The organism is Microcystis sp. Msp_OC_L_20101000_S702 (genome assembly GCF_007095705.1).
Classification (GTDB): domain Bacteria; phylum Cyanobacteriota; class Cyanobacteriia; order Cyanobacteriales; family Microcystaceae; genus Microcystis; species Microcystis ichthyoblabe_A.
Genome location: NZ_SFBO01000117.1, coordinates 1 through 26,598, shown reverse-complemented (window position 1 = coordinate 26,598; position 26,598 = coordinate 1). Strand labels below are relative to the sequence as shown.

General features: G+C 44.4%; 22 protein-coding genes, 1 tRNA gene and 2 pseudogenes. 8 read left to right on the top strand and 17 right to left on the bottom strand.

The window, feature by feature from the left end; translation table 11 throughout:
* Positions 1–186: 186 nt before the first annotated feature.
* The 4 genes from EWV60_RS12590 to EWV60_RS12575 form a co-directional block, all read right to left on the bottom strand.
* A complete protein-coding gene (locus EWV60_RS12590) occupies positions 187–2,439 on the bottom strand; it encodes a PBP1A family penicillin-binding protein (protein WP_287232579.1) in 2,253 nt (750 codons plus the stop codon).
* A gap of 99 nt (positions 2,440–2,538) precedes the next feature.
* Positions 2,539–3,063 carry an acetolactate synthase small subunit gene (ilvN, locus tag EWV60_RS12585; RefSeq protein ID WP_002732118.1) on the bottom strand — a complete coding sequence of 175 codons (525 nt, stop codon included), beginning with the start codon at positions 3,061–3,063 and terminating at the stop codon, positions 2,539–2,541.
* 330 nt (positions 3,064–3,393) lie between these two features.
* Positions 3,394–5,013, bottom strand: a complete 1,620-nt coding sequence (locus EWV60_RS12580; RefSeq protein WP_287232577.1) for an ABC transporter substrate-binding protein — start codon at positions 5,011–5,013, stop codon at positions 3,394–3,396.
* Positions 5,014–5,563: 550 nt separating this feature from the next.
* Positions 5,564–6,103 carry a pentapeptide repeat-containing protein gene (locus EWV60_RS12575; RefSeq protein WP_002775354.1) on the bottom strand — a complete coding sequence of 180 codons (540 nt, stop codon included), beginning with the start codon at positions 6,101–6,103 and terminating at the stop codon, positions 5,564–5,566.
* A 69-nt stretch (positions 6,104–6,172) separates the two neighbouring features.
* Here EWV60_RS12575 and EWV60_RS12570 point away from each other — a divergent pair, with 69 nt between their 5' ends.
* On the top strand, positions 6,173–6,790 hold the full coding sequence (locus tag EWV60_RS12570; protein ID WP_004161440.1) for a DedA family protein: 618 nt from the start codon (positions 6,173–6,175) through the stop codon (positions 6,788–6,790).
* A 213-nt stretch (positions 6,791–7,003) separates the two neighbouring features.
* On the top strand, positions 7,004–7,774 hold the full coding sequence (locus EWV60_RS12565; RefSeq protein WP_287232575.1) for an FkbM family methyltransferase: 771 nt from the start codon (positions 7,004–7,006) through the stop codon (positions 7,772–7,774).
* 28 nt (positions 7,775–7,802) lie between these two features.
* Here EWV60_RS12565 and EWV60_RS12560 read toward each other — a convergent pair whose 3' ends face one another.
* The 3 genes from EWV60_RS12560 to menB form a co-directional block, all read right to left on the bottom strand.
* Positions 7,803–8,888 carry a glycosyltransferase family 4 protein gene (locus EWV60_RS12560; protein ID WP_287232573.1) on the bottom strand — a complete coding sequence of 362 codons (1,086 nt, stop codon included), beginning with the start codon at positions 8,886–8,888 and terminating at the stop codon, positions 7,803–7,805.
* 279 nt (positions 8,889–9,167) lie between these two features.
* Positions 9,168–9,470, bottom strand: coding sequence for an RNA-binding regulator (gene rbp, locus EWV60_RS12555; protein WP_002775346.1), 303 nt, complete (start codon positions 9,468–9,470; stop codon positions 9,168–9,170).
* A gap of 261 nt (positions 9,471–9,731) precedes the next feature.
* Positions 9,732–10,565 carry a 1,4-dihydroxy-2-naphthoyl-CoA synthase gene (menB, locus tag EWV60_RS12550; protein WP_287232581.1) on the bottom strand — a complete coding sequence of 278 codons (834 nt, stop codon included), beginning with the start codon at positions 10,563–10,565 and terminating at the stop codon, positions 9,732–9,734.
* A gap of 157 nt (positions 10,566–10,722) precedes the next feature.
* On the opposite strand from menB, the pseudogene EWV60_RS23400 reads away from it, so the two are divergent.
* The 3 genes and pseudogenes from EWV60_RS23400 to EWV60_RS12530 all read left to right on the top strand — a co-directional run.
* Positions 10,723–11,235: pseudogene (locus EWV60_RS23400) on the top strand (transposase family protein); the annotation flags it as partial.
* 29 nt (positions 11,236–11,264) lie between these two features.
* Positions 11,265–11,420: pseudogene (locus EWV60_RS12535) on the top strand (transposase); the annotation flags it as partial.
* Positions 11,421–11,484: 64 nt separating this feature from the next.
* The gene (locus tag EWV60_RS12530) at positions 11,485–12,768 is read left to right on the top strand and encodes a TldD/PmbA family protein (protein ID WP_002775342.1); all 1,284 of its coding nucleotides are present in this window, start codon (positions 11,485–11,487) and stop codon (positions 12,766–12,768) included.
* Between the two features lie 354 nt (positions 12,769–13,122).
* Here EWV60_RS12530 and EWV60_RS12525 read toward each other — a convergent pair whose 3' ends face one another.
* Entirely contained in the window at positions 13,123–14,805 is a 1,683-nt protein-coding gene (locus EWV60_RS12525; protein WP_287232570.1) for a hypothetical protein, read from the bottom strand.
* 258 nt (positions 14,806–15,063) lie between these two features.
* On the opposite strand from EWV60_RS12525, the gene arsM reads away from it, so the two are divergent.
* A complete protein-coding gene (arsM, locus tag EWV60_RS12520) occupies positions 15,064–16,038 on the top strand; it encodes an arsenosugar biosynthesis arsenite methyltransferase ArsM (protein WP_287232568.1) in 975 nt (324 codons plus the stop codon).
* Positions 16,039–16,267: 229 nt separating this feature from the next.
* On the opposite strand, the gene EWV60_RS12515 is transcribed toward arsM, so the two are convergent.
* The 7 genes from EWV60_RS12515 to EWV60_RS12485 all read right to left on the bottom strand — a co-directional run bounded on the left by EWV60_RS12515 (position 16,268) and on the right by EWV60_RS12485 (position 20,195).
* On the bottom strand, positions 16,268–17,515 hold the full coding sequence (locus tag EWV60_RS12515) for a glutamate-5-semialdehyde dehydrogenase (RefSeq protein ID WP_002731517.1): 1,248 nt from the start codon (positions 17,513–17,515) through the stop codon (positions 16,268–16,270).
* 10 nt (positions 17,516–17,525) lie between these two features.
* On the bottom strand, positions 17,526–17,933 hold the full coding sequence (locus EWV60_RS12510; RefSeq protein WP_287232566.1) for a hypothetical protein: 408 nt from the start codon (positions 17,931–17,933) through the stop codon (positions 17,526–17,528).
* Positions 17,934–18,104: 171 nt separating this feature from the next.
* Positions 18,105–18,176: transfer RNA gene (locus EWV60_RS12505), tRNA-Gly, on the bottom strand.
* A gap of 71 nt (positions 18,177–18,247) precedes the next feature.
* Complete coding sequence (locus EWV60_RS12500) at positions 18,248–18,484, bottom strand: hypothetical protein (RefSeq protein ID WP_002749067.1); 237 nt, start codon at positions 18,482–18,484, stop codon at positions 18,248–18,250.
* Positions 18,485–18,513: 29 nt separating this feature from the next.
* Positions 18,514–19,059, bottom strand: a complete 546-nt coding sequence (ribH, locus tag EWV60_RS12495) for a 6,7-dimethyl-8-ribityllumazine synthase (RefSeq protein ID WP_002734236.1) — start codon at positions 19,057–19,059, stop codon at positions 18,514–18,516.
* 129 nt (positions 19,060–19,188) lie between these two features.
* Positions 19,189–19,377, bottom strand: coding sequence for a photosystem II reaction center protein PsbZ (psbZ, locus tag EWV60_RS12490; RefSeq protein ID WP_002732865.1), 189 nt, complete (start codon positions 19,375–19,377; stop codon positions 19,189–19,191).
* A 362-nt stretch (positions 19,378–19,739) separates the two neighbouring features.
* Positions 19,740–20,195: a CopD family protein gene (locus EWV60_RS12485; RefSeq protein WP_287232563.1), complete on the bottom strand. Its 456-nt coding sequence runs from the start codon at positions 20,193–20,195 to the stop codon at positions 19,740–19,742.
* Between the two features lie 113 nt (positions 20,196–20,308).
* Between EWV60_RS12485 and EWV60_RS12480 the strand changes: the two genes are divergently transcribed.
* Positions 20,309–23,008: a CBS domain-containing protein gene (locus tag EWV60_RS12480; RefSeq protein WP_287232561.1), complete on the top strand. Its 2,700-nt coding sequence runs from the start codon at positions 20,309–20,311 to the stop codon at positions 23,006–23,008.
* On the opposite strand, the gene EWV60_RS12475 is transcribed toward EWV60_RS12480, so the two are convergent.
* On the bottom strand, positions 23,005–23,169 hold the full coding sequence (locus EWV60_RS12475; protein WP_002733784.1) for an Asl3888 family RNA-binding protein: 165 nt from the start codon (positions 23,167–23,169) through the stop codon (positions 23,005–23,007). The two genes, EWV60_RS12480 and EWV60_RS12475, sit on opposite strands and share 4 nt — an antisense overlap.
* Positions 23,170–23,281: 112 nt before the next feature.
* The gene (rbp, locus tag EWV60_RS12470) at positions 23,282–23,575 is read right to left on the bottom strand and encodes an RNA-binding regulator (RefSeq protein WP_002731511.1); all 294 of its coding nucleotides are present in this window, start codon (positions 23,573–23,575) and stop codon (positions 23,282–23,284) included.
* 458 nt (positions 23,576–24,033) lie between these two features.
* Here rbp (EWV60_RS12470) and EWV60_RS12465 point away from each other — a divergent pair, with 458 nt between their 5' ends.
* A complete protein-coding gene (locus tag EWV60_RS12465; protein WP_287232559.1) occupies positions 24,034–26,373 on the top strand; it encodes a DNA methyltransferase in 2,340 nt (779 codons plus the stop codon).
* The last annotated feature ends 225 nt before the right edge of the window (positions 26,374–26,598 follow it).

The following is a 26,598-nucleotide window of genomic DNA, read 5'->3' as shown; positions in this document are numbered from 1 at the left end:
ATGACTTAAAAATTAATCAACAACTAAAGCTTATGCTTGTAGCTAAGTGAAATCATTGATTAAGAGACCTGTACTTTTCAATGACTTTTTCAGCAAACCCTAATTACACATATCTAACCACCTCTTGCCTCTTGCCTCTTGCCTATCTTCACTAGGAAATTAATTTTGCACGACTACTTATTGGGATTAATTTTGTGTAGTGATTAACTGACGGTAATAATCGCCCCATAACCGGGCTGCCTGTTGACTACTGCCGGAAGTGGGAGAATTATTATCATTCCCTAACCAAATGCCTGTCACCCAGTGGCGACGGGGAAGATAACCGATAAACCAGAGGTCCACATAATTATTCGTAGTTCCCGTTTTACCCGCTTCTCCCATGCCAATACTGGCAGCGCCTCCTGTACCATTAGTTATCACCCCCCGCAAGAGGCTATTCATCGTTTCGGCGGTTTTAGGGGAGATTACCTGCTGATTTCTCTCGCTATCCTCGCCATAGTCATAAATAACCCGACAGGTACTCAAATCCTCCACATTTTCACAGTCGGAAGCGTCGAGAATGCGTTTAATAGCGTGGGGACGATTCCAGCGTCCACCATGGTCAAAAACCCCATAAGCGCCGGTCATTTCTAGGACATTTACCTCGCTTTGTCCTAAAATTAGCCCCGGTACAGCATTTAAAGATGATTTTACCCCCAAACGTTCCGCCACATTGACCACATTGCTTAATCCTGCCTCACGAGCAATGCGAAGGGCGACACTATTTTCCGATCGCGCTAAACTTTGAAACATATTGATGGCCCCGCTACTGCGTTCACAGGGAGAATAGGCCTGTCCTTGCCAAGAGAGTCCAGCGCAGGTATAGGTTTTATAGGGCGATATTCCCTTTTCTAGGGCGGCAGTATAAGCAAATACCTTAAAAGTGGAACCGGGTTGACGTTTAGCTTGGATAGCGCGGTTAAATTGGCTTTTTTGATAATCAACTCCCCCGACTAAAGCGAGAATTTCCCCAGTTTGACTGTTTAGGGTAACTAAAGCACCTTGGGAGTATCGATAGCGAGGGCCTTGGTTTAAAATATGAGTTTTTAAGCTTTTTTCTGCGATCGCTTGCAGCCGGCGGTCTAAACTGGTTTCAACGATAAAATTGCCCTCTTTGGCCACTTCTTCCCCTAAAAGATCCTGTAATTCCTCGAAAACGTAACTATAAAAATATGGTGCAATTGTACTAGATAGGGATTTTTTGGCTTGGGGACTGATTTCAATGCGGGATCTGCGAGCGCTGGCGGCCTCTTCTGGGGAAATCATGCCTAATTGGGCCATGCGATCGATGACACGATTGCGTAATTGTACAGAAGTGTCGTAATCTTGAATGGGATTAAATCGATTCGGAGCGGGTAACATAGCCACAAGGGTGGCAGCCTCGGAGATATCTAAATCCCTAGCGGATTTATCGAAATAAAAGCGGGCCGCATCTTCAAAACCGTAACCGGCCAGACCGAGATAAACTCGATTGAGATAGGTTTTGAGAATTGTATCCTTACTATACACCGCTTCTAATTGTAAAGCGACCACAGCCTCCCGGATTTTGCGACCAGCAGTATTTTGGCGACCGACTTCGGGGAATAAACTACGCGCTAACTGTTGAGTCAGGGTGCTGGCCCCCTGATGAATGCCTTGACGTTCCCGATTAATCATAACAGCCCGGACAATCCCCAAAGGATCGACACCAAAATGCCAGTAAAAACGACTATCTTCGGAAGCGACAAGCGCCTTGGGCAAATAGGGAGAAAAATCGCCCAGATTATCTAATTCTTGGTGAGTTTCCTGTCGCCTGGGATTGAGGGGAGTTTGACCATCCCTAGGGTAAACCACCACCGGACCGCTCACCCCGGAAGGGAGTGGATAAACATTAACTCTGCGACTTTCCCAGATAATCCCTAGAACCAATAAACTGAAAATACCCCCCGCACCGTAGAAACCATAGCGCAAAAGTCGCGCCCACAGGGGAGGGGGACAGTAGTAGGAGATGGTGACACAATTAGCTAAGTCTGGGGGGGCCAGGGTAAAGGTATCCCCATGACGCAGGGAAACGCTTTTCAGACGACGTTTACCCATATAAACCCCGTTGGTGGAGTTTTCATCTGTGAGCAGGAAATGATGGGGATTTTTCGGATCCCGCTGCAGGGAACAGTGAATCTGACTAACCACATTATTACGGATAGTAATATCACAGGAACTGGAACTACGGCCCAACAAATAGCGATCGCCAATGAGGGGATATTTGCTTTCCCCGCTGCCATTCTCGTTTTTAAGGCGTAATTCGGGAACTCTCGCCCCTTTTTTGAGATTTACCGCCTGAAAATTTACCTTTCCTTGCAATTTCTGCACGGCAACGGTGACAAGTTGACTAATTTGGGTTTTCGGCGACTGGTTAGACATAGTTTTTATCAGCTTCTGAAGGCAATAGGGGAAGCGGGGAAGTGGGGAATTTCAACTAAAACCCTAACACCCTAACACCCCAAGTCATCCCCAATATCCCTAAATTGACATTTTAGCCTCTAAAGCTTTCAGGTATTCCGTATTGACTCCCGACTCGCGAATCAGAGCAATTTTACCGGTACGGGCCACCTCGCGAACGCCAAATTTATTCAGCATTTGCATAATCGCCACCATTTTACCCGGATCCCCCACCACTTCGATGGTCAGGGTTTCCTCAGAAATATCCACAATTCGCGCTCGGAATACCTGCGCTAATTCGATCACTTCTGCTCGGCGCTCGGCGGTAGCATTAACTTTAATCAGCATTAATTCCCTTTCCACGCAAGGGGTTTGGGTGATATCCTGCACCTTGAGGACGTTAATTAATTTGTAAAGTTGTTTGGTTAACTGTTCGATGCTGTCCTCGTCCCCTGGCACTACCATCGTAATGCGAGAAACTCCCATTTGTTCAGCAGGACCGACGGCTAGACTTTCAATATTAAAGCCGCGACGGGCAAACAATCCGGCAATACGGGTTAAAACTCCCGCTTCATCTTCAACTAATACGGATAATGTGTGTTTCATGGCGATCTAAGTAGGTAGGCGTTAAAAGTTGTCAGACACCCCCCTTATCAAGGGGGGCAGGGGGGATCAGCACCCCCCTTATCAAGGGGGGCAGGGGGGATCAGCACCCCCCTTATCAAGGGGGGCAGGGGGGATCGAACCTAAAATCCATTTTTAATTTAATTATAAACAGCTACTTATCTACACAACCTATATTTAACTATTGTAAGACAGGAGGCAAGGCCAGAACAGTTTGTTTTCGCCTCACGACGATAAGAAATTTTAACAGATAAAACCCCCTACCAGCATGGCGAGGCAGGGAGCAAAAGCTGACGGCTGACTCATGATTAATTATCGGGATTTTTTGGCGATTGTCCAAAAGGGAAAAGTTTGACTGGGATTGATGATAACTCCCGTGATGCCATGGCGAGCAAAAGCATATTCTTTGGTTTGCCAAAGGGGAATATAGGGAACTTCATCGGCGAGAATTTCTTGAATTTTGCCAAAAATTTGCTTTCTTTTGGCTGGGTTACTTTCCTGACGGGATTGGGCGATTAATTGATTCATTTCTTGACTATAAAAAAATGAGCCTTGACTTTGTGATCCTCCCTCTTCGCAGCCAGTTTCTGGGGAACCTTTAGCACAATCCAAAAAGGGATAAATATAGTTATCTGCATCCAAAAAATCGGGATACCAATTGGATAGAGCAGTGGTATAAAGTCCCCGGCTAATATTACGGAAAAAGGCTGCTCCTAGGATACTATTGGGTTCAAATTGAATCATATTATCTAAATCCCGTTTTGCTAGAGCTTTCATCACTGCCGCCACGCTGCTGGAAGTGATCGATCCCGAGGAGTGCCAAACTTCTACAATTGCTGGTTTTTCTGGACTATAACCAGCAGTTTTTAGTAATTGTTTGGCTTGTTCTATATTATGGTTGCCATAGCGCTCTTTAAACACCGGTTGTGACTCGGAAAAAGTAGTAGGAATGAGACTAAAAAGAGGGATGCCTTGACCTTGTAAAATGCGATCATTAAGTAAATCTCGATCGACTAGAGAAGCAATTGCTTGTCGCACTAAAATATTATCGGTGGGTTCACTTTTGAGATTGACGCTCATAAAGTTAATTGCTGCCCCAGAAGATTCGATCGCTTGCCATTTTCCCTGGGCTGCTTCTGTGCGTAATTTTCTCACTTGAGGAGGCAGTAAAGATTGATAGGCAATATCCACCGCACCTGTTTGAAAACCGTTAAATAAATTGGCAGGATTCGAGAGATAAATTTGCACATTAACTCCCTTATTTTTGGCCGGTTCTCCCCAATAGCGATCGAAGGCTTCTAAACTAAAAGAATCGCTAGTAACTGCTTTTAATCGATAATGTCCTGTGCCGATAAATTCTTCGGGTTTAAATTTACCCTCGCCAATTTGATAAAATTTGGGTGAAACCGCACAGGCTCCGGGATAAGCTAAAAGAGCGGGAAAAGCGGCAAAAGGTCTGGTTAATTTAATAGTAATTTCGTCTTCTTTGCTGGCGGTGATTTTATCAATTGTATCCCGGAGCAGAAAGGAAGGTTCGCCACCATTTTTGATAAATCTTTCTAGGGAAAACTTCATCGCCTCCGCGTTAAAAACCGTGCCATCATGAAAGATAACTCCTCGACGTACTGGGATAGTATAAGTCAAACCATCGGGGCTAATTTGCGGCAATTCCGTGGCTAGGAGAGGCTTTAAATTAGTGGTTCCTTCGGCGTAGGTGTAGAGAGTTTCACCGAGATTATAAATAATAAAAAGTCCCGCTAACTCATAACTATCGGCAGGATCGATCGAGCGTGGTTTTAGGGTTGTCCCAATTATCAGGCGATCGCTATTCCCCTGGGGTAAATTGGAATTAGTGGACTGACAGCCCACAGTCAGAAGAAGACAGAGGCAAAATAAACTTAAATAGCGGTAAAGTTGGCGTAAAGGTCTCATCGAGGGCGATTAACGGCAGCTAGGTATCGATCAATCCTATCATTTTTGTGCATAATCTTTTCTTCTAGGTTCCCTTAAGGAACTGGGTTGATTGCTTAATTGGTTGGGTAAAATTCTTCAATAACTGCACTGATTACCCAGACAATTAAACTAAATTTTCTGGTGGAGAATGGCAAAAACTTGACCAATTTGCACAAGAAGAAGACTTAGGGTAGAAAAGGGGTTAAATGGTTCAGAATAGCTGGAGCCATGGAGGTAGATAGCAACCGATTAGAAACTCATCTTCTTTTATCTATCAGCCATTTAAGTAAGTAGTTATAATTAAATTGAAGATAGATTTTGCCTCTGATCCCCCCTTAATCCCCCCTTGATAAGGGGGGTGCCGATCCCCCCTTAGTCCCCCCTTGATAAGGGGGGTGCCGATCCCCCCTTAGTCCCCCCTTGATAAGGGGGGTGTCGATCCCCCCTGCCCCCCTTGATAAGGGGGGTGCCGATCCCCCCTGCCCCCCTTGATAAGGGGGGTGTCTGATAACTTTTAACGACTACCTACTTAGGTTAATCCTGTCCCTTCCAAACAAGCTCGATCGAAAATTGCCCCCGTGGTTACTGCCGAGGCTAAACTAGCACAAAGAAGATTGGCATCAGTAAAATTTGTTCCGCGTAAAATCGCCCCAAAAAAAATTGCTTCCTCTAAATCGGTAGCCGACAGATCTGCCCCGGACAGATTAGCGCTAGTAAAATCCGCTTGGGTTAAAATCGCCCCGACAAAACTCACTCCCCGGCCATCGACACCGCGAAAATCTGCCCCAGACAAATCTAGATGATTAAAAACCGCCCCGGCTAAAAAAGCGCCGGCCAAACTTGCCCCAGTCACGATCGCATCGAGGAGAATTGCCCCGCGTAAATCGGCATTACGAAAATCTGCTCCCCTTAAATTTGCCCCAGTTAGGTCAGCACCGCGCAAATTTGCGCGTAAATTCGCCCCTGCTAGGTCTGCACCCGCTAAATCAGCCCCTGCCAAGTTCATGCCCGCTAAATCTTTTATCTCACCCTGACGAATTGCTAATAAATCAATACTGGGAAAAGTCATGTTCAGCCACGGTTAAATACTGTAAAAATATCTTAGAATATTCGTAAACCTTTGTTAAGAAAGCGCTCCATGTCCCTAGAGCTATTATCCCTAGAAAATATTGAAGAAATCGCCCACCAATACGGATACTGGGCAGTATTTATCGGCATCACCCTGGAAAATATGGGGATTCCCATCCCGGGAGAAACCATCACCATTGTCGGCGGCTTCCTTGCCGGTAGCGGTGATTTAAACTATTGGTTAGTTTTAGTCAGCGCAATTACAGGAGCAGTTTTGGGCGATAATTTTGGCTATTGGCTCGGTCGCGCTGGAGGTTGGCCGTTTTTGTTAAAAGTTGGCAAATTCTTTCGGATTCCGCCTCAAAAACTAGAATTAGCCAAGGATCAATTTAGTAAAAATGCACCCCGGGCGGTCTTTTTCGGTCGCTTCGTGGCCCTGTTAAGAATCTTTGCCGGTCCCATGGCGGGAATTGCCCGAATGCCCTACGGTCGCTTTTTCCTCTGTAATCTCGGTGGGGCGACGGTGTGGGCGACGATTATGGTGACATTATCTTTCTTTTTAGGCCGTTTGTTCCCCTTGCACCAGTTAGTCAGTTCTATGGCTCGTTTTGGTATCTTGGCTTTAATTATCGTCCTAGCCTGGACAATTATTCACCCGATCCTTGAGTCACGGAAAAAGGTGGCTTAAGTCCGTCATTTCAGTTATCAGTTATCAGCTTTTGAAGGCAAGAGGCAAAAGACAGAATCTGACAATTCTCCTACCTAAAAAGAAGGTTAGAAACTAGGCACATCAAAGCTTTTAGCTATCCCCCAGAAAGTGAGGCTTGTTACCTCATTCTTGACGGGGAGTGATTCGTGGTGTTAATATAATTTTGTCCAAGATTACAACTATACATCAACGGTGATAGCCAAAAAAATTACTTTTTCTAATGGATTAGAATGTTACTACAGTAGTAGCAAAGAGGAAACAGAATACATTTTTTCGGAAATATTTACTGAAAGGCAATATGAAGGGCATGATATCGTCATCAAAGAAGGCGATGTGATCTTTGATGTTGGAGCCAATATCGGTCTATTCTCTATTTTTGTCAAGGGAGTTGAACCAACAGCAAAAGTTTTCGCCTTTGAGCCAATCAAGCCAACTTTTGAGGTTTTGCAAAAAAATATTCATTTGCATTCTTTAGAGGATGTTGTTTTATTTAACTGTGGATTAAGTTCAGAAAATAACCCGGCAAAAATCTTTACTTTTTATCCTAATATGTCTGCTAATTCAACCACAAAGCCAGAGGATACCTTGGCCGAATTAGAAGATATTCAAGTCGATCAGAATTTCCCAAAAATAGAAAATTTGTTTGAAGAGTTTTTCCAAGAAAAAGAACAAGTAGCCTGTGAAGTAAGAACTCTATCCTCCGTAATTAATGAACTCGGTATTGACTCCATTGACTTACTGAAAATTGACGTGGAAGGAGAAGAATACGAAGTATTTCAAGGCATCGAAGCTAAAGACTGGCCAAAAATCAAGCAAATAGTGGCTGAAATTCACGATAAAAAGGGACGCTTAAAGCAAATAAGCCAAATGCTGGCAGATAATGGCTTCAAAATTCAACTAGAAAAAAGAGACTTGCTACCTTCGACATTCGTGGATATTTTCCATTTATACGCTGTGCGTTAGCGGTTGAACTTTTATTCTCAAAGTTAATCTATTTTTCCAGAAAATTGGTTAATAACTGACTGAAGCGTTGGGCAATAATCGGTGCATCAAATTCTGAAACTTTCGATCTACCTGCCTTCCCTAAGAAACGAGCTTTTTCTGGATTGAGAAGCACTTCTGCCAATTTACTCGCTAAATCTTCAGCATCTAAGGGATTGGCTAATAGGCCTTGTACACCATCTTCAATCAACTCCGGTGTCGAGGAGGAACGACTGGCGACAATCGGTTTATAACTGGCCATAGCTTCAGCAAAAACTATACCAAATCCTTCTTGCAGACTAGGTAAACAAAAAACTTGACAATCAAGATATTCTTGGATCAGTTCTTGATAGGAAAGATAGCCGAGAAAAGTAACATTTTGCTCTAAATTGAGTTCTTGTGCCAGACGGCGTAAATTATTCCATTCAGGACCTTTGCTGGCAATTCGTACCTCTACATCGGGTATTTGACGGCGGAGAATTGCGGCGGCGCGGATCAAAGTGGCAACATTTTTGCGGGGATACTGGACACCGACACAAAACACCGTCGGCCTCCTCTGCTCGCGGTTTTTTTCCTCATACTTGACCGAGGCGACCGCTGCATCCCACCCTTTGAGATCAATTAGAGAATGAACAATTTCGATATTGCCATCATACTGATAAAGTTGCTTGAGTCTAGTACGCGAATACTCACTGATAGAGATGACCAGATCCGCACGATGGACGCTCACTTTCTCGGCTTTTGCCATCAATTCTAAGGAAGTTCGCACCCAACCCCGCTCAAAGGTAGCTTCATCGGCAATAATACCAAGAATATAAACAATAAAAGGGACTTTCAGGCGATCGCTGATGGCGTAACCATCCATATCGTAACCTACCACCACATCATAGTGGTCAAAGCGACGGGGATCGAGTCGCCAATTCCAAAGAAAGCGATGAGCCATATAGCCTAACGGCCCCGATGCTTTGGTTGGAGAGAAGACATCAACCAGATGACCCTGGGAGCGTAACTCGTTAGTCAGATGGATATTGGTGACGAAGGTACCACTTCCGAGCTTGACATTTTGGGGAGTTGCTGTGATGATTGCTATCTTCATTTTTTGTCAAAGTTTATGGCAGCGGTTGGATGATGATGGGAAAATCAGAACAAATAAGGTGGACAGGAGTAGGTGCGAATCAAATCTTGATTTTTCCTGATAACATTCTCAAAATCTATGGACGAACGGGTATCCTCGCGTCCGTTAGCTTTTTTCGTCAAAACGATGAAATGTCCGGATCGGGTATTAGGATGTGAGAAAACAGACGCAGATTGATTAATTATCGATAAGAAAGCGGTTATCAAAAATAACCGCTTCTGGAATTTTCCAAGAATCTCTTTAACGTTCGCGGCGCCCGAAGTTTTTGCGCTCACCGCCGCCACCACCACCAAAATTATCTTCTTTGGGACGAGCTTTATTGACTTTCATCTGTCGTCCCATCCATTCGGCCCCGTCAAGAGTTTCGATCGCTTTTGCTTCTTCCTCATCGGAGGACATTTCGACAAAACCAAAACCGCGCATTTTACCCGTTTCCCGATCTACGGGCAAGTAAACGCGACTAACCGTGCCGTATTCAGCGAATACCTCTTGCAAGTCATTTGTCGTGACGTCATAAACCAGATTACCAACGTAAATCGTCATGGATTGTCTCCCAATATCACAGCCATTTCGAGAAGGAGATCGGACACAACCCAGTCAAGGCCATCAGGGAAAAACCACTTCTGTTTGAAACCAATGCTGCTACCGAACCTAACTACTCTCTCTAAACTAGCATAGCTGATCAGTGATCAGTTATCAGTGATCAGTTATCAGTAGGAGTAGGGAGTATTAAGTGAGCAGTATTATAGGGCAGTTTTCTGCTTTCTTTTCACTGATTACTGTTTACTGTTCACTGATCACTGATTAGGGTAGCCAAGGATATTGACTAAAATCGGGGGGACGTTTTTCGAGGAAAGCCTGTTTACCTTCGGCTCCTTCGGCGGTCATATAGTAGAGTAGAGTGGCATTACCCGCCAACTCCTGTAAACCCGCTTGACCATCACAATCAGCATTAAAAGCCGATTTTAAGCAACGAATCGCCAAGGGACTTTTTTCGAGAATTTCTAGGGACCATTTAATCCCTTCCTGCTCTAATTCCTCTACCGGGACGACATGGTTAACCAAACCCATTGCTAACGCTTGTTGGGCGTTATACTGCCGACAGAGAAACCAAATCTCGCGAGCTTTTTTCTGACCGACTACCCGGGCCAGATAACTAGAGCCAAAACCGCCGTCAAAACTGCCCACTTTCGGACCGGTCTGGCCAAAAATGGCGTTATCCGCCGCTAAGGTTAAATCACAAACCAAGTGTAAAACATGACCGCCCCCGACCGCATAACCTGCCACCAGCGCGATAACTACCTTGGGGATGGAGCGAATTAATTTCTGTAAATCCAGCACATTGAGCCGGGGTACGCCATCATCGCCAATATAACCCGCCTGACCGCGCACCGTCTGATCGCCGCCGGAACAAAAAGCATATTTGCCATCGCTGTGGGGACCTGCACCCGTGAGCAATACCACCCCAATGCACGCATCCTCGCGAGCATCACAGAAAGCGTCGTAAAGCTCAAAAACTGTCTTCGGACGGAAGGCATTACGCTTATGGGGTCGATTGATGGTAATTTTGGCGATTCCCCCCCATTTATGGTAAAGAATATCCTCGTAGGTTTTGACGGATTGCCATTCAACGCTCATAGTCTCGGTTATAGGCACAGCTTTTTTACCTTACCTCATTTTGTCCCCCACGTTGAAGCAGGGAGCGCCAGAATAGGGGAATGGATAGTTGACGGACAAGGTTTAAAGCCGATTCCCTTCTTGATATTTTCTGACTATTTATTCAAAATATATTGATCCTAGTCGTGTAGATATCAGCGAGCGACCAGCAATTGCTGACCATAAAACCGAAATCGGTTATTGGGAAAGTGACACAATGATTGGAGGAAATTATCGAGGAATTATCGTTACATATATGGACAAAGCCTCGAAATTTTTAGTAGCAGGATTAGCCAAAAACAAAACCGCATCGGAAATCAACCCTTGTCACAGAAAAACTTTCCCAAGAGATTCACCCTGACCAAAGAAAAACCTTTACTTGTGACAAGGTTAAAGAATTTTGTGGACATCAAGAGTTGAGTCATACCAATTCTCCAAAGTCTGACTACAGAAGTTTAATCCCCCTAAATCCCCCTTAAAAAGGGGAACTTAAAGGGGGATTTAAATTCGATGTGTAGTTTTCATTTAGAGAAATGGTATCAGAAACTAGGAGCAGATTTTTATTTTGCTACTTCTTATCATTCGTGGGAGAGGGGATTAAACGAGCATACCAATGGACTATTGAGACAATTTTTTGCCAAAAGAACGAATTTGAAAATCCTTAAACCAGAGCAGGTAGAAAGAGCGGTTTCTAGTCGCAGATATAAACAAGCTGCTTATCCTAAATCAGATGGGAAAGATGCTCTTTGGTCTCCTAGTTATTTTGTTTCTTCTGTGGGAGGTGTGCCATTGGCAGTTCTTAAGTGCTATATTAGAGATCAAGAAAAGCTGTCGTGAAACGAAGGGGTTTTAAACCCAAATTTTCGCTAATCAGATAGCCATTATCTCAAAAACTATCACCATGACGATCGATCCGCAACAACTCATCGAACTGGCTCTCAAATCGGGAGCAGTGGCAGCCGAAGTTTATCAATCTTCCTCCCTTTCCCATCCCGTTTTTTTTGAGGCTAATCGTCTCAAACAGCTAGAAAGTTCCGAATCTGTGGGAACTGCCTTAAGATTATGGCGCGAGGGTTGTCCGGGGTTAGCGGTGGGTTATGGTGATGTGGAACCGGAAATTTTAGTAGAAACAGCGTTAAATTTATCCTATCTCAATGCCCCCGAAGAAATCGAATTTTCGGCACCACGACAGGCAATTTATGACCCGATTGGCCAGGATGTGGCGGTAGAATCTTTAATCGAGATGGGTAATCAAATGATTGGCCAAATTCGCCAAGTTTATCCTGAGGTTATTTGTAGTGGTGAATGGGAATGTGAACGGGAAATCACCCGTTTAGTTAATTCCCAGGGTTTATATTGTCAATATACCGATACAGCTTTGAGTTATTATCTGGGGATTGAATGGGTGCGGGGGGAGGATTTTCTCGCGGTTTATGATGGGGAATATACTCGCAGTACACCTCATCCCGATACGGTAATTAAACAGTTATTGCAGCGACTACAATGGGCCGCCAATAATGTGGATAGTCCCACAGGTAAATTACCAATTTTATTGACTGCTAATGCAGTTACCCTGTTATGGGGTACGGTGGCGATGGCTTTAAATGGTAAACAGATCTTAGAAAAATCCTCGCCCTGGAGTGATAAAATCGGTCAATTGGTTATGTCAGAACAGTTGACTTTATCTCAACAACCGGAGCGAGAACCCTATAGTTGTCCCTTTGATGATGAGGGAACTCCCACCAAATTTTTATCTTTAATTGAACGAGGTAGAGTTAAAGAATTCTATAGCGATCGTACCACAGCCAGACTATTAAAAACTACTCCGACGGGAAACGGTTTTCGTCCCGGGTTAGGGGTTTATCCTATGCCAGATTTAGTTAATCTAATCGTGGCACCGGGAGAGGGAACTTTAGAGGATTTAATCTCGCAAATAGATGAAGGTCTAGTTATTGACCAAATTTTAGGTCATGGGGCCGATATTTCGGGCGATTTTTCTGTCAATATCGATCTGGGTTATCGCATAGAAAAGGGCAAAATCACTGGACGAGTTAAAGATACAATGGTGACGGGAAATGTTTATACCGCTTTGCAGAATTTAATCGCTTTGGGGTCCGATAATCAATGGAATGGTTCCTGTTATACCCCCTCGCTAATCGTTGATAGTTTATCGGTGGTGGGGTAAATCAGTTATCAGTTATCAGTTATCAGTTGACCGATTACTGTTCACTGTTTACTGACCACTGAAATTACTAGGTGTAGGGCTAATTCCAGAATTAGCCCTACAATAGGCGTTGTCAAATTGAAAGATGCTCCGAATCAGCACCGGAACTAAAATTACTGTGATAGCTAAGGATTGCACTGCATCTTTCCTATTCTGATCTAACAATGCTTAATTTTTTGGGGCTTTATTTGACCTGAAAATAAGGGGTTCGCAGGTAGGCACGGATTCCCATTCTATAAGAAATTATCTGTCAAGTCGTGGGGTTTTGTCAAGCTTTTTTGGAAAAAAAAATTAACCGATGTGAGTCGGTATTTTTCAGCTTGGCATTAACGCTTTAGTTGCCGAGGCACCAAGGCGATTTAATTGCCGATTAATTTGCCATCCGAGGAGGGTTAAACCCAACCACTGACCGAAGATTGCCAAAGCGAAAGAGGGAAGTGTAGCGTATTTAGTAGCGGCAATGGGAAGAAAAGTAAAAAACCATAAAAGCGGAGATTGACTGGGATCAACTCGCAGGACAGCGAAACAGAGGAAGGGGAAAATAATCAAAATGCCGATGCTAGTGGCTGCCAGCAAAGCGCGTTTATTTGTGCTGCCTAACATCAATAATTGGGCGATAGCGGCATAGACTAAAATCATGTTCATTGCCAAGAGAAACCCGGCCGCAGTGGCTAGTTTATATTGATGGAGAGGGGCGATAAAAATAGCGGGAAGGATGAATAAAATGGCAATGGCGACGTTAACAGCCATGGCTAGGGTAGAAGGGCTTTTTTCGCCAAAGATTAGAGCTTTCCCCAGACTAATGCCCTTTTTTCCTTGCAGATGACGATAGCGCGCCCAATCTTGGAGAGTTTGACGGGGGGGAGTGAGGGCAAAAAGGATTAACAAGCCAAAAATTGCCACAAAAACGCTAAGAATGACAAAATTATCGAAAAGATAGCTCGGTTCCAGAGTTTGGAAGACAAAACCTAGGCTAATGGCGCTAAAACAGCCCATCATCCAGTAACTTTGGGGTTTACTAATAAGAGTAACGAGGGGATTATGGAAGCGACGCTGGATAATTCTGGTTAAACCGTAGGTACAGAGGGCGAAATTGAGCAAAATTAAGCCAATACCCATTATAACCGATTGCCAGAGAGATTGACCGTACCAACGCAGATCGAAGATTTGTGAGATTCCTAGATAGCGTACCGCATCGGGGGGGAGAAAGGTAGATTTAACTAGATAGGGAAGGAAAAAACTAGGATTAAAGAGAATTAACCAATCAAAGGGAGTACGGGAACCACCATAGCCCGATAAAGTAAAAATAGTGCTATAAAACACAAAGATTAAGACTGCAGCACTGCCTAACCAGGGTTGAAATCCTCCTAACCATGGCGTGGCTAAAGCGAAACTGAGGGCGGCATGATAGAAAAAGGCACAACTAGCGATCAGAACCGCGTAGAAGGCTAAAATTAACGATAGGGGAATACCTGCTAATAAACCCGCCCCCAAGTGAAAGGGTAAAGCGAGAAGACAGACGAGATAGAGGAGAATGGGAACCCCGAAAATTTTGCCGATAAAAATCGTTTTGGCGGGTTGGGGACTCAGACGGATAAAATTAAGTGTACCCCGGCACTCTTCCCCGGAAAGATCGGCGATTAATTGATAGGTTCCCACCACTAAAAGAGCGAAAATGCCGGTAATACTCAGAAAAGTGAAGATATCTAACCACCATAACCGGGAGATAATCATCCATTGACCATTTAGGTCTTGGATGCAGTATTTAAGCCCACTATAGGGATTATAATCGTTGTTATGGGGGGGATTAGCGGTACAGTAACGACTAAATCCCGCCCCTACCGACAAGAGATTCTTATAGTACAGGTAAACTAATAATTGACCAACTAGGGAGATAACCGAGGCGATCGAGATATTTTTCGGGGTTAATCTTCCTTGCCATTCTCGCATAATTTGCGGGTTGGTTTCCGTAAGGCGATCGATTATTGTCAGTATCATATTTCTGTCCTCTCTACAGCCGTCAACAGGAGCTAATCCTAGATTAACCCGGTAACTTCTCGATCGGTTTGGGGATGAAGAAATCCCTCGAGATGCAGCTAAGTAGCCGGTTATAATTAAATTAAAAAGGGATTTTAGGTTCGATCCCTCCTGAAATCCGCTCTTGATCAGGGGGGTGCCGATCCACCCTGCTAAGATAGCGTTGGGCGAGGATGCGAAGTAAGTCCTTGAATTGATCAGAGAAAAGGAGTTTAAAGGATGAAAATGACTTATCTGGAAGCTACTGCCAAATTTTACAGCGAAGTAGCCCAAACTCCCGAAGTGGGGCTATGTTGTGTTCAAAGCAGTCCTTTGCAACTGCCGGGGTTAAAAATCCCCGCCATTATGCAGGAGATGAACTATGGTTGTGGCACGACGGTGCAGGTTAATGAATTGGGCAATTCTCCCAGGGTTTTGTATGTGGGTGTGGGTGGTGGTTTAGAAGCACTGCAATTCGCCTATTTTTCCCGTCGTCCGGGGGGAGTCATTGCGGTGGATCCAGTGCCGGAAATGCGTTGGGCAGCCCAAAGAAATCTCGGCGAAGCACTGCCAGAAAATCCCTGGTTTAGTCTCGATTTTGTGGAAATTAAAGATGGTTCCGCTTTTGAATTGCCGGTGGAGGATGCCTCCGTCGATGTAGTGGCGCAGAATTGTCTTTTTAATATCTTTAAACCAGCCGATTTACAGTTAGCTTTACGCGAGGCTTTTCGCGTCTTAAAACCGGGAGGACGTTTACTGATGAGTGATCCGATCGCCCCTCGTCCAATTCCTGAACATTTGCAAGAAGATCAGCGTTTAAGGGCTATGTGTCTATCGGGGGCTTTGACCTACGATGATTATATTCAACAGTTGATTGCTGCTGGTTTTGGTCAGGTAGAAATTCGGGCCTGTCGTCCCTATCGTTTACTGGACTGTCAGAGTTATAATTTAGCCAAGCCGCTCCTCTTAGAAAGTTTGGATTCCGTTGCTTTTAAAGTAGCTATTCCCGAAGATGGGGCCTGTATTTTTACCGGCAAAACTGCTATTTATACTGGTACGGAGGCAATTTTTGATGATGGTGCTGGGCATATTTTAGCCAAAGGATTACCAGTGGCCGTCTGTGATAAAACTGCGAGCAACTTAGCTCGTTTGTCTCCCCAAGATATCCTCATCACCGAGTCCACTTGGCACTATAATGGGGGCGGTTGCTGTTAAAAAAGTACGGTCGAGGCAAGTTCGATCCCTCAGTTATCAGTTATCATTGATTAGTGATTGGTCACTGTTTAAGTAGTCGTGCAAAATTAATTTCCTAGTGAAGATAGGCAAGAGGCAAGGGGCAAGAGGCAAGAGCGGGGTTAGATATGTGTAATTAATTTTGCTTAGGTACTTACTGTTCACTGTTCACTGGACGGCTACGCCGTGCCTTTGGCAACACTGAAAAAAACTAGCCTTGCACTACCTGTTTAAGGGTGGTAAAGGTTTCTAGGTTGATTAACCCCCGGCGCTGGCCTTTTTGGTTGGAAATGCCCAAAAATACCGATTCTCCCTGTTTGGGATTGCGATCAAATCGGGGTGAAGAATTGATATAAACTAAAGCACTATCGGACTCCATGGCGAATTGACGACTTTCTCGATAGGATTCGGTGACAATACAATCCGCATGACCGCTACTATACTTATTAATCCAAGCGATCGCATCAGTGAGGGTATCCACTAACCTAAAGGCCACCGTTTTTTCTAAATAGGGTCTTTGCCAATCATTATCGGTAGTAATAGTTAAATGTTCGGGAAAATCCGCCGCTAATCGGGTATCTCCCCGCAATTTAAAGCCTTTTTCCTGCAAACTTTTAAACAAACGACTTAAAGTTGAAGAATTGTGATGGGGACTAATTAAAACTTTTTCGATCGCGTTAACCGGATCCGGTATGCTGCCATGACTATCGATAATTACCTGACGAGCTAACTCCAAGTCGCCACTAGGAGACCAATACAAATAACAGTTTCCCATGGCCGCACGCAAAACTGGAACCGTAGCCAATTGACTCACCCGACCGATTAAACTAGGGCGACCGTAGGGAATGATCAAATTAACATAATTTTCCTGGGTCAGCAACTCCTCTAGGGAGGGACTAGAATCACAGGGTAAACCACTCACACAATCCACGGGTAAACCCACATCTTCCAATGCTTCTTGGATAATTTCCGTAATCACCTCATCGGAATGACTAGAGGCATTGGAACCGCGAATAATCAAACTATTGCCACTTTTTAGGGAAAATCCCGCCGCTACCATCGCTAATTCCGGAAAACCTTCATAGACGAAGGCAATCACTCCTAAAGGCATCCTTTGGCAATAGGTTTGGGAAGGATTGAGTTGATAGGCTGCGTTAATTACCTGTTGCAGCGGATCCGATGCTTCCGCTAGTTGTTGTAATACCTCCACCGTCGTCTCTAAACGTTCGGGAGTTAACCGTAGCCAGCGAATCATTTGTTCTGAGACAGCCATCTCTCGACTGACTTCTAAATCGAGGGTATTGGCTTCTAAAATACGATCAAAGCCAGTTTTAATGGCATTAGCGATCGCAATTACTCCGCGATTTCTTTCATTGCCATTAAATTGACCTAGAGCCAGAAAAGCATTGTATGCTTGCTTAAAGATCGTCAGGGGGGGGATGGAGGAACTTTCGATCATAGATTCTTGTCTAGCGTCGATAGGCTAACCAAAAGATTAACGCGGGCAAAATAACTAATAGCATAACTAGAATTGCCCCAAAAATCACGCTTACCCCTGGCGGTGATTTTAAAATTAAGGGTAGCCAGACGACCGATAATAACAGAATTATCCCCACCATCAGGGGTAATACCTCTTGTCCAAGGCGCTGATTGGTACTCACCCAACGAAATCCCGTCCAGCGCCAACTGCGTTTATAGGGATAGTGGGGGGCTAATTGTTCGATAATTTGGCCGTTTTCCTGTAGCACAAATATTTGTTGACAGCGATCGCATCCAAAGGCATCGGTCAATAAAATCGGGCATAATGTCCCTTTCCGACGACAGGGACAAGGATAGTCTTGGTGTTGGTCGATTTTGGTATATTTATGCGGTCGCACAAGCTAAATTTTTGTTTATAAACGGTTGTTTTTAGTCGCTCGTGGTCAATAGCTCAGGGATTCAATGGTTGCCCAAAATCCTCAACCCTATTGCTCACGGATAATTCCCATCTTAAGGGATATCCCTAAATTATTCCTACTAATCTTAAGAGCTATTTCAAGATTTTTTCAAGCGGGCAACGCGATTCGAACGCGCGACATTCACCTTGGCAAGGTGACGCTCTACCACTGAGCTATGCCCGCAAGCCGTTTTTTTACACTTCCCTGAGTATCCCAAATCTCAGAGCATTTGTCAACTGGTTTGGAGCATTTTTTTACAATAATTCATCTTCTGGCCAATCCCCCAAACCGGTAATAGCTTCGAGAACCACTTCTATCTTAGCCTGTAGTCGGTTGAACTGATGTTGCAAGCGATCAAAGCACTTGTCAATGGCGGCGAATTTTTCAGTGATAGGGCGTTCCATAGCCTCAAAAGCTGCCGTAATCCGCCCCTCTGGTTCTAAATCTAATTCCAGAGTCTTGATTCTCTCGACAGCGGGGAGTGGGGACAACTAAAACCCTAAATGCTGGGGGAATTTTCTTAGCCTTCCATCAGTGCCTGTGGGGGATTATTTTCCAATAATTCTAGGGGTTTATCTTCATCCCGGGGGCGCAATTGACGCATGAGACTAGCCATTTCTAGGGCAGATAGGCCATAATTCCAGCCCAAATTACTTTTAATCCCGGCCCGTTCGAGGGCCTGTTGTAGAGTATCAGTGGTGAGAATACCGAAGACAACGGGAACACCTGTCTGAAAAGCGGCCGCAGCGATGCCTTTAGCAGCCTCGGCAGCAACGTAGTCAAAATGGGGCGTTTGTCCGCGAATAATTGCCCCTAGACAAATAACGGCATCGTAACGGTGGGAAAGGGCGACTTGACGGGCTACCATTGGCACTTCAAAGCTACCCGGTACCCAGATATAATCCACTTGTGTGCCATCGGGATTAACATCAACCCCGTGACGCTTGAGACAGTCTTGACAGCCTGATAACAGTTTATCAGTGACCAGATCATTAAAACGACCAATCACGATCGCAAAGTGCAAGGACGATATATCCTCGGTAAAATTTCCCTCAAAAACAGTCATAGGTAAAAGGGGTTAGGGGTTGGGGAGAAGTGGGGTGCGGGGTGTGGGGTGTGGGGAGAATACTGACTCCTGACGACTGACTCCTGACGACTGGCTCCTGACTCCTGTCCCCCGTCCCCCTGATCAAGACTAAATCACTAAAAAGTTTAAAATAGCGACGGCAACGACTAAAATCGCCCAAATTGCCGAACCCACATAGAGAAGGGGTTTCGATTGATCCCAGTTTTGGGGGGAAGCATAGGCAACGGGGACACCAATCACCATCAGCAAGGAAAATAAAACTAAGGCAATGAGAAAAAATTGAAAAACAATAGACATGATTGGGTTCTCCTAAAGCAGTTGATCTTTATCTAGATAATTCTCCCAGATTTGATACTTGTATGGAAGAGCCTCGCTTCCACTCAACTTAACTGGACGATCCTTCCTCTAAGTCCTCTCTGAATCAGGGGTTCCCAGGAGATATCCCTGTCAGACTGAATCCACGAGCATTTTAATTTTACTGCCAGTGACTACCCAGCCGCAGCGGGTTCTAAAATTTTTTTGATGTCTCCATCCTTGTCAAAAGCAGCATGGCAAGGGTTAGGTGGGGGAAGTGACTCCCTGTAATCCCTTGCCCAGATTACAGTATTTTCGCGTTTTCGCCAAACCTGCCCTAGAAAGGTCTCCAGACTGCTGAACTGCTAAAAGCTAATGGTCAAGCCCCCCAAACGGATGCCAGCACCAAAAATGACGAACAATACTGCTAGAGTGGTGACGGCGACTATGTGCAGGGCGAGGACATTTAAGTTTTCCTCGCTCAGTTTAGGAATGAGAAAAAAGCGGGAATGAAGGGCTAAGATGAGAGTTAATAACAGTAAAGCTAACTTAATTCCTATATAAACCGACAAAAAACTATCAAATGACCAAAAATCACGAAATCCGGGCAAATAAATCCAAGTCAGTCCTAGGCCCGTTATTACCTGCAACAATAGCGCAGATAACCCAAAACCTTCAAAATATTGCTCAAATTGACGAATTCGGTCTGGTTCTCGGTTTTTGAGGGACTGGGGTAGAACGGTGACTGCCAACAATAAATGACCACCGGCCCAGACGGTCGCCCCTAGGGTGTGGAGAATTACTAAAATTTTGAACAACATCGGTTTCTCTCAGTCATGATTTGCTAACTTATAGTTCTTGACCCGGTTATTGCCGAGCATTTAGTAATAATAGATACAGAAAAAATCCCGATAACTTCTCCTTACTAAAAAATATGGATTTAATTTTATGTCATCAAACGGCGGATTTTGACGCTTTGGGGGCAGCGGTGGGTTTATCGTTGCTGAAAGCGGGTAGTCGCATTGTGTTAACGGGGGGAGCGCACCCAACAGTAAGGGAATTTTTAGCCCTGCATCGGGATGAATTCGCTTTAATTGAAATGCGTAGTGTCAATCCGTCCCAGATTCGCTCTTTAATTATCGTTGATAATCAGTGGCGAGAGCGTCTGGGAAAAGCCTCCCAGTGGCTCGATTTAGGGCATTTACAGGCGATCGAATTGTATGATCATCATTTGGATAGTGAAAGTGATATTCATGCCTCTAGCGTCCATTTAGAAGCGGTGGGAGCCACCACGACTTTAATTGTGGAAGCTTTACAAAAAGCCCAGATTAAACCAAACTCGATGGCAGCGACGGTAATGGCACTCGGTATTCACGTTGACACGGGTTCCCTGACTTTTGCCGGTAGTACCCCCAGGGATGCCTATGCTTTGGCTTGGTTAATGACCTGTGCTGCTAACATTAAAACGATCGCCCAATACTGTCAACCGAGTTTTTCCCCGCGCTTACAGGAGTTATTTAGCCTTGCTTGGGAAAATCTAGAGATTAAAACGATCCATGACCGTAAAATCGCCCACGTTCTTCTCCATACTGCCGATTTTATCCCGGGTTTGTCTAGTGTGGCCGAGCGCCTACTGGAATTATCCGATAGTGATGCGCTACTTTTTGGCCATAGTTATAGTAAAGACGAGGAAGATAAGTCCCGACAGCGTTTAACTGTGATTGGTCGCTCTAGAATCGATGGAGTGAATCTATATCAGCTTTTTTCCCCCTATAACGGCGGTGGTCATGCTCAGGCCGCTTCGGTGAGTTTTCGCGATGTTCAGCCAGTTCAACAGTTAAACCAACTGCTGGGGGACTTAATTGCTCAAATTCCTCCTTCTCCCACTGCTAGGGATTTAATGTCTTCTCCGGTGCGGACAATTCGTCCCGATACTTCCATATCTCAAGCCGAGCGCATCCTTTTCCGTTACGGCCATTCGGGGTTATCGGTGGTAGATGAGCAGGATCGCTTAGTTGGGGTGATTTCTCGTCGTGACCTCGATTTAGCTCTCCATCACGGCTTTTCTCGCTCTCCCGTGAAGGGATACATGACTTGTAATCCGAAAACTATTACCCCCGACACTTCCCTTCAGGAAATCGAGTCGCTGATGGTAACGTATGATTTAGGGCGTTTACCTGTACTAGAAAACGGGCAGTTAGTCGGTATCGTCACTCGTACAGATGTATTAAGACAGATTCATCAAAATGAGCGGGTGCGTTTTGAAGGGTTTGCTTTGGTTTCCTGTCTTTTACCAGCGATTAAAGAGCGTTTAGAGTCGATTTTATGGTCATTCCTGCAAGCTGCCGCCGCTGCCGCTCAAAAACGCGGTTGGCATCTCTATCTGGTTGGGGGTGCGGTGCGGGATTTATTGTTAGCCACAGAAAGGGATACTTTATTGTTACAGGATATCGATTTAGTGGTGGATGGCTGCCATCGCGCCGCCGATGTGGGTGCGGGGGTAGAGTTGGCTAATTGTTTACGCGAAATTTATCCGGGGGCCCGGTTATCGATTCACGGGGAATTTCAGACGGCGGCTTTGTTATGGCACAAAGATGAGCGTTTTGGCTCGTTATGGGTGGATATCGCCACGGCACGCACGGAATTCTATCCCTATCCTGCCAGTAATCCCCAAGTGGAGGCTAGTTCGATTCGACAGGATTTGTATAGAAGGGATTTTACAATTAATGCTCTGGCAATTCGCCTAACTTCGCCGAAAGAGGGGGAATTACTCGACTTTTTTGGCGGTATGTTGGATTTACGCGCCCAAAATATCCGGGTTCTCCACGCTAATAGTTTTATCGAGGATCCGACGCGCATCTATCGAGCGGTGCGTTTTGCCACTCGGTTAGGATTTGTTATTGAACCCTTGACAGAAAGCTATATTAGGTATGCGATCGAAAGTGGAGTTTATGAGCGCTCACGGCAACAAAATCAGAATGCACCCGCTTTACAGTCCCGTTTAAAAGCGGAGTTGAATTATATTTTAGAGGCGGATTACTGGGAAAGTGCCTTAGAAAAGTTGGCCGATTTGGGGGCTTTGCACTGTTTACACGGGGATTTAAGTTTAAATCGGGCTTTATGGCGACAATTGCGCTGTCTCAGTCGTTGGTTAGATTGTTTAAGTCTGGAATTGCCGGTGAATGCTTGGTTAATGCGGTTGGAATTATTAATCGCTTCTCTGGCTGTGGGGGAAAGAATAGCGATCGCTAATAATTTACAATTGCCTAAAGATACTGTGGAGCGTTTACAAAAACTAGAAGTTATGGAAAGGGAGATTAGCAATAATTTTGCTTATGATCGACCCGTTAGTCAAATTGTCAGCTTTTTCAATGGTTATCAGGTTCCTAGTTTGTTATTGGTGGCGGTGAGGAGTGAGACTAGGATTCGGGGTTTAATCTGGCAATATTTAACTAAATGGTCGCAGATTGAGGCTCCTATCGACGGTAATGACCTTAAAGCTTTGGGTTATCAACCAGGTCCCGGGTTTAAATCGTTACTTGCGGCGGTATTGGGGGCAACTTTAGATGGAATAGTCAGCAATAAAAGCGAAGCCAGGGCTTTTATTGCTAGATTAACTAAGTCAGCAGATTAGGTATCGGCTGCCCCTTCATTTTCCGAAGATTGTCTTTGATCGCTGGAATAACCGCCTCTACCTCCTCTGGTGGTGGTACGATTAGAAGCAGCCCGGAATTGACGAGCGTAGGCGCGGTTGCGTTCCGCTTTTTCTTTTTTCAAATTACGACGTTTAGCCACAAGAATCTCCTTGGGATAATAGATAGACAAGCGGGGAAACGAGCGCTCGCTTCCCCTGTTGACAATGAAAAGAAGTTAGGTAATCATAGCCTAGAATGGTTACGATTGGGGATTAGTAGCGACGATCTCGATTGCGATTGCCACCACCGAAGGAAGATTTGGGTTCTCTTTCACGAGCTTGATTGACTTTTAATTCTCGCCCCATCCATTGAGCGCCGTCAAGAGCGGCAATAGCCTTCGTTTCTTCCTCTGGGGTTTCCATTTCCACGAAAGCGAACCCGCGTTTTTTTCCCGTTTCCCGATCCATGGGGAGGTGAACGCGCTTAATTTTACCGTATTCTTTAAAAACCTCAACTACGTCGTCTTGGTCAACCTCGAAGGGGAGATTACCAACATAAATTGACATAAAACCTATCCTTGCACAGATAAAAACAACAGATTTGTAGAGAACGAAGATTTCGGGAACTAGCTGAACCAATACTAAACAGAAACGCTTTGACCATTAATACTGACAACGAGCCGCAGTGCCGACTTTTATTCTCAACTTCCATCCTAGCACATAGCTATTAGCTTTGATCGATGCTGCCGCTCCCGCCACCGGAGCAGATAAACTAGACTAGAATGCTGCCCTATAAAATGCCCTAATTATGAGTTTATCCCCCCATCCGATCGAAACTGCCCTAAAAACCCTGGAAACTAAGGCCGAGGATTCGATTTCTGGGGTGCTTTCCCCACCTGTTGCCGAGAAACGGCAACAAGAGCCGGACTTCCTCCGGCAGTGCGTAGGATGCTCCCAAGAGGGTATCCTCGCCATACCCTCACATCTGGGTACAGTAATATATAGAACTCTATTCTTAAGGCCAGATGAGTGCTTCCTCCTTCGACTATAGAATGATCGATCCCATTTCTGGGCCGATCGATCCCAAAAAACAAGGGACGTTACGCCATTGGGGAAGTCATCCCTATTTTACCCGGCGCGCTTGGAATGTGGTACAGGAATATATTAAGCGTTTTAGTCAGGTGGGAGATGTGGTTTTAGATCCCTTTGGGGGATCGGGAGTGACTGCGGTAGAGGCTCTAGTTTTAAAGCGAAAGGCGATTTACTCGGATATTAACCCGATGGCTGGTTTTATCTGCCGCAATATCGCTGTTAGTCCCGTTAACATCGATGATTTTCGGTCTGCTTTCGATGACATCGCCAGAAATTGTCAGGAAAAGATTGAGGAAGTTTATCGAATGTCTCCAGAAGAAGCGGCGGATTTAGAGATTCCCTATTGGTATCCGCAAGGGGTTCGTTTACCGAAAAATGCGGACGCAGAATCTGTAGAAAATTTGTTTAGCAAACGTCAATTATTTTCCCTTTCTCTAATTCTCAACCAGATTGAATTAATCACCGATCCGATCATTAAAGATTTAATGAGGTTTACTTTCTCGGCAACTCTCAATAAAACCAATTTAACCTTTAGTTCCACGAGAGGAAGAATAGAAAGCCGGGGAAATAGCGGAATTATGCACCGTTATCGCTATTGGATTCCTCCTCAAACTATCGATCTTAATGTCTGGGAACAATTCGAGCAGAAATTTAAGGGGACGGCAAAATTCAAGATCGAAACTAATACAGTAATCGGTGATTTTTATCAAGAAAATTTTTCAATTTTTGATTTCTCAGCGACGGACTTAACTGGCATATCGTCCGAATCCGTGGATTATATCTATACCGATCCTCCCTACGGACAACATATTGCCTATTTAGATCTCTCGACTATGTGGAATGCTTGGCTAGGATTTGAAGTGAGCGATAACGCAAGAGAATTGGAAGCGATCGAAGGAGGAGATTTAAAGAAATCGAAAGAAACTTACATCAATTTATTATCGAATTCCATTCGAGAAATGTTTCGAGTTTTGAAATTTGATCGCTGGATGAGTATTGTTTTTGCTCACAAAGATCCCGCCTATTGGGATGCGATCGTTAAATCTGCTCAAGAAGCTGGTTTTGAGTATGTAAATTCCTCTGTACAACATTCTACTACGCCCTCATTACACAAAAAGAAAAATCCTCTGACTGTCCTATCGGGAGAGTTAGTTTTAAACTTTAGAAAAGTGAATAATCCCAAAACAATCGCCATCAGTAAAGTCGGGATCGATATCCTGCAAATTATTAAAGAAGTGGCCGAGATGACAATCGTTAAAAGTTCGGGTGCTTCCACAGAAGATATTTATAATGCGCTCATTCCTAAATTATTGGAAAATGGCTTACTAACCCAAGTCAAGAAACAAATAGATGATATTACTCCTTTGTTAAAAGAGGAATTCAACTTTTCGGAATTAGATCATCTCTGGAGAATTCGTACAAATACGAAAATCGGTTGTTTTATTCCGCTAGAAGATCGAATAAGATTTTATCTCTTGGATTTTCTAACTGCCAAAAAACGACAGGGAAAAGTAGCAACTTTTGATGAAATTATTTTTGCGGTCATGCCTAACCTGATCAACGGGACAACACCAAGCGATCAATCGATTTTAAAGGTTTTAGAAAAGTTAGCTTATTCTCCCGATGGTCGGCACTGGCAACTAGGGCAAGAAGAAGGTCTTCAGCTAACTCTCGATTTAAATATAGAGCCAATTTCTTCCGTTTTAACTGGTTTAGATTTTCCCAAACAAGCAGATAAAATTCCTCACGATCAAATTATCTACGCTCTGGCAAAAATTGCTATTGCTGTCGGATTAAAGCCTTATATTGGCAAAAAAGAACAATCTACAGGTTATTGGAATGGAGAAGCTTTTAAAGATATTTCTCTAGAAAAATTACCGATCGATAAATTAGGAAAGTGGGACAGAGATAAAATACAACAGATCGATCTCATCTGGTTTAATAACTTAGGCGATGCAGTGTTCGCTTTTGAAGTAGAAACCAGTACACCGATCACCACAGGAATCGATCGCTTTATGGAATTACTAAAAATTTATCCAGAACTGGCAGGAAAACTTGTGTTAATTGTTCCACCGAAGCGAGTCAACAAACTGAAAAAAATTCTTAAAGATTCCCACTATATTGGACATCCTCTCTATATGGAGAATAAATTAGTCTATAGTTTTTCTAATCAAATTGCCGAAGTTTACCAGAAACTCTCCTCGTCAACTAAACTAGAATTATCTGCGGTTTTTGCCTCGATCGAGTTCATTTTAAAAAAACCAGAAATCTGATGCAATCAAGAGAAGCTGGTTCCCATTGAAAGTTCTAGGTTCGACGAGGTACTCATGCAATAAGCTCCCATTTGATCAGAGGGGACAGGGAGCGTTGACATCCTCGCCGCCGTAAAACGGACGGCGATTCCCAAACCTCACGATTTGGGTTTCTGCTTCTTTCCCGAAGGATTTTTCGCACCTGCCTTAACAGATTTACTCTGTTCTGGTCTTATGGTCGCTCTA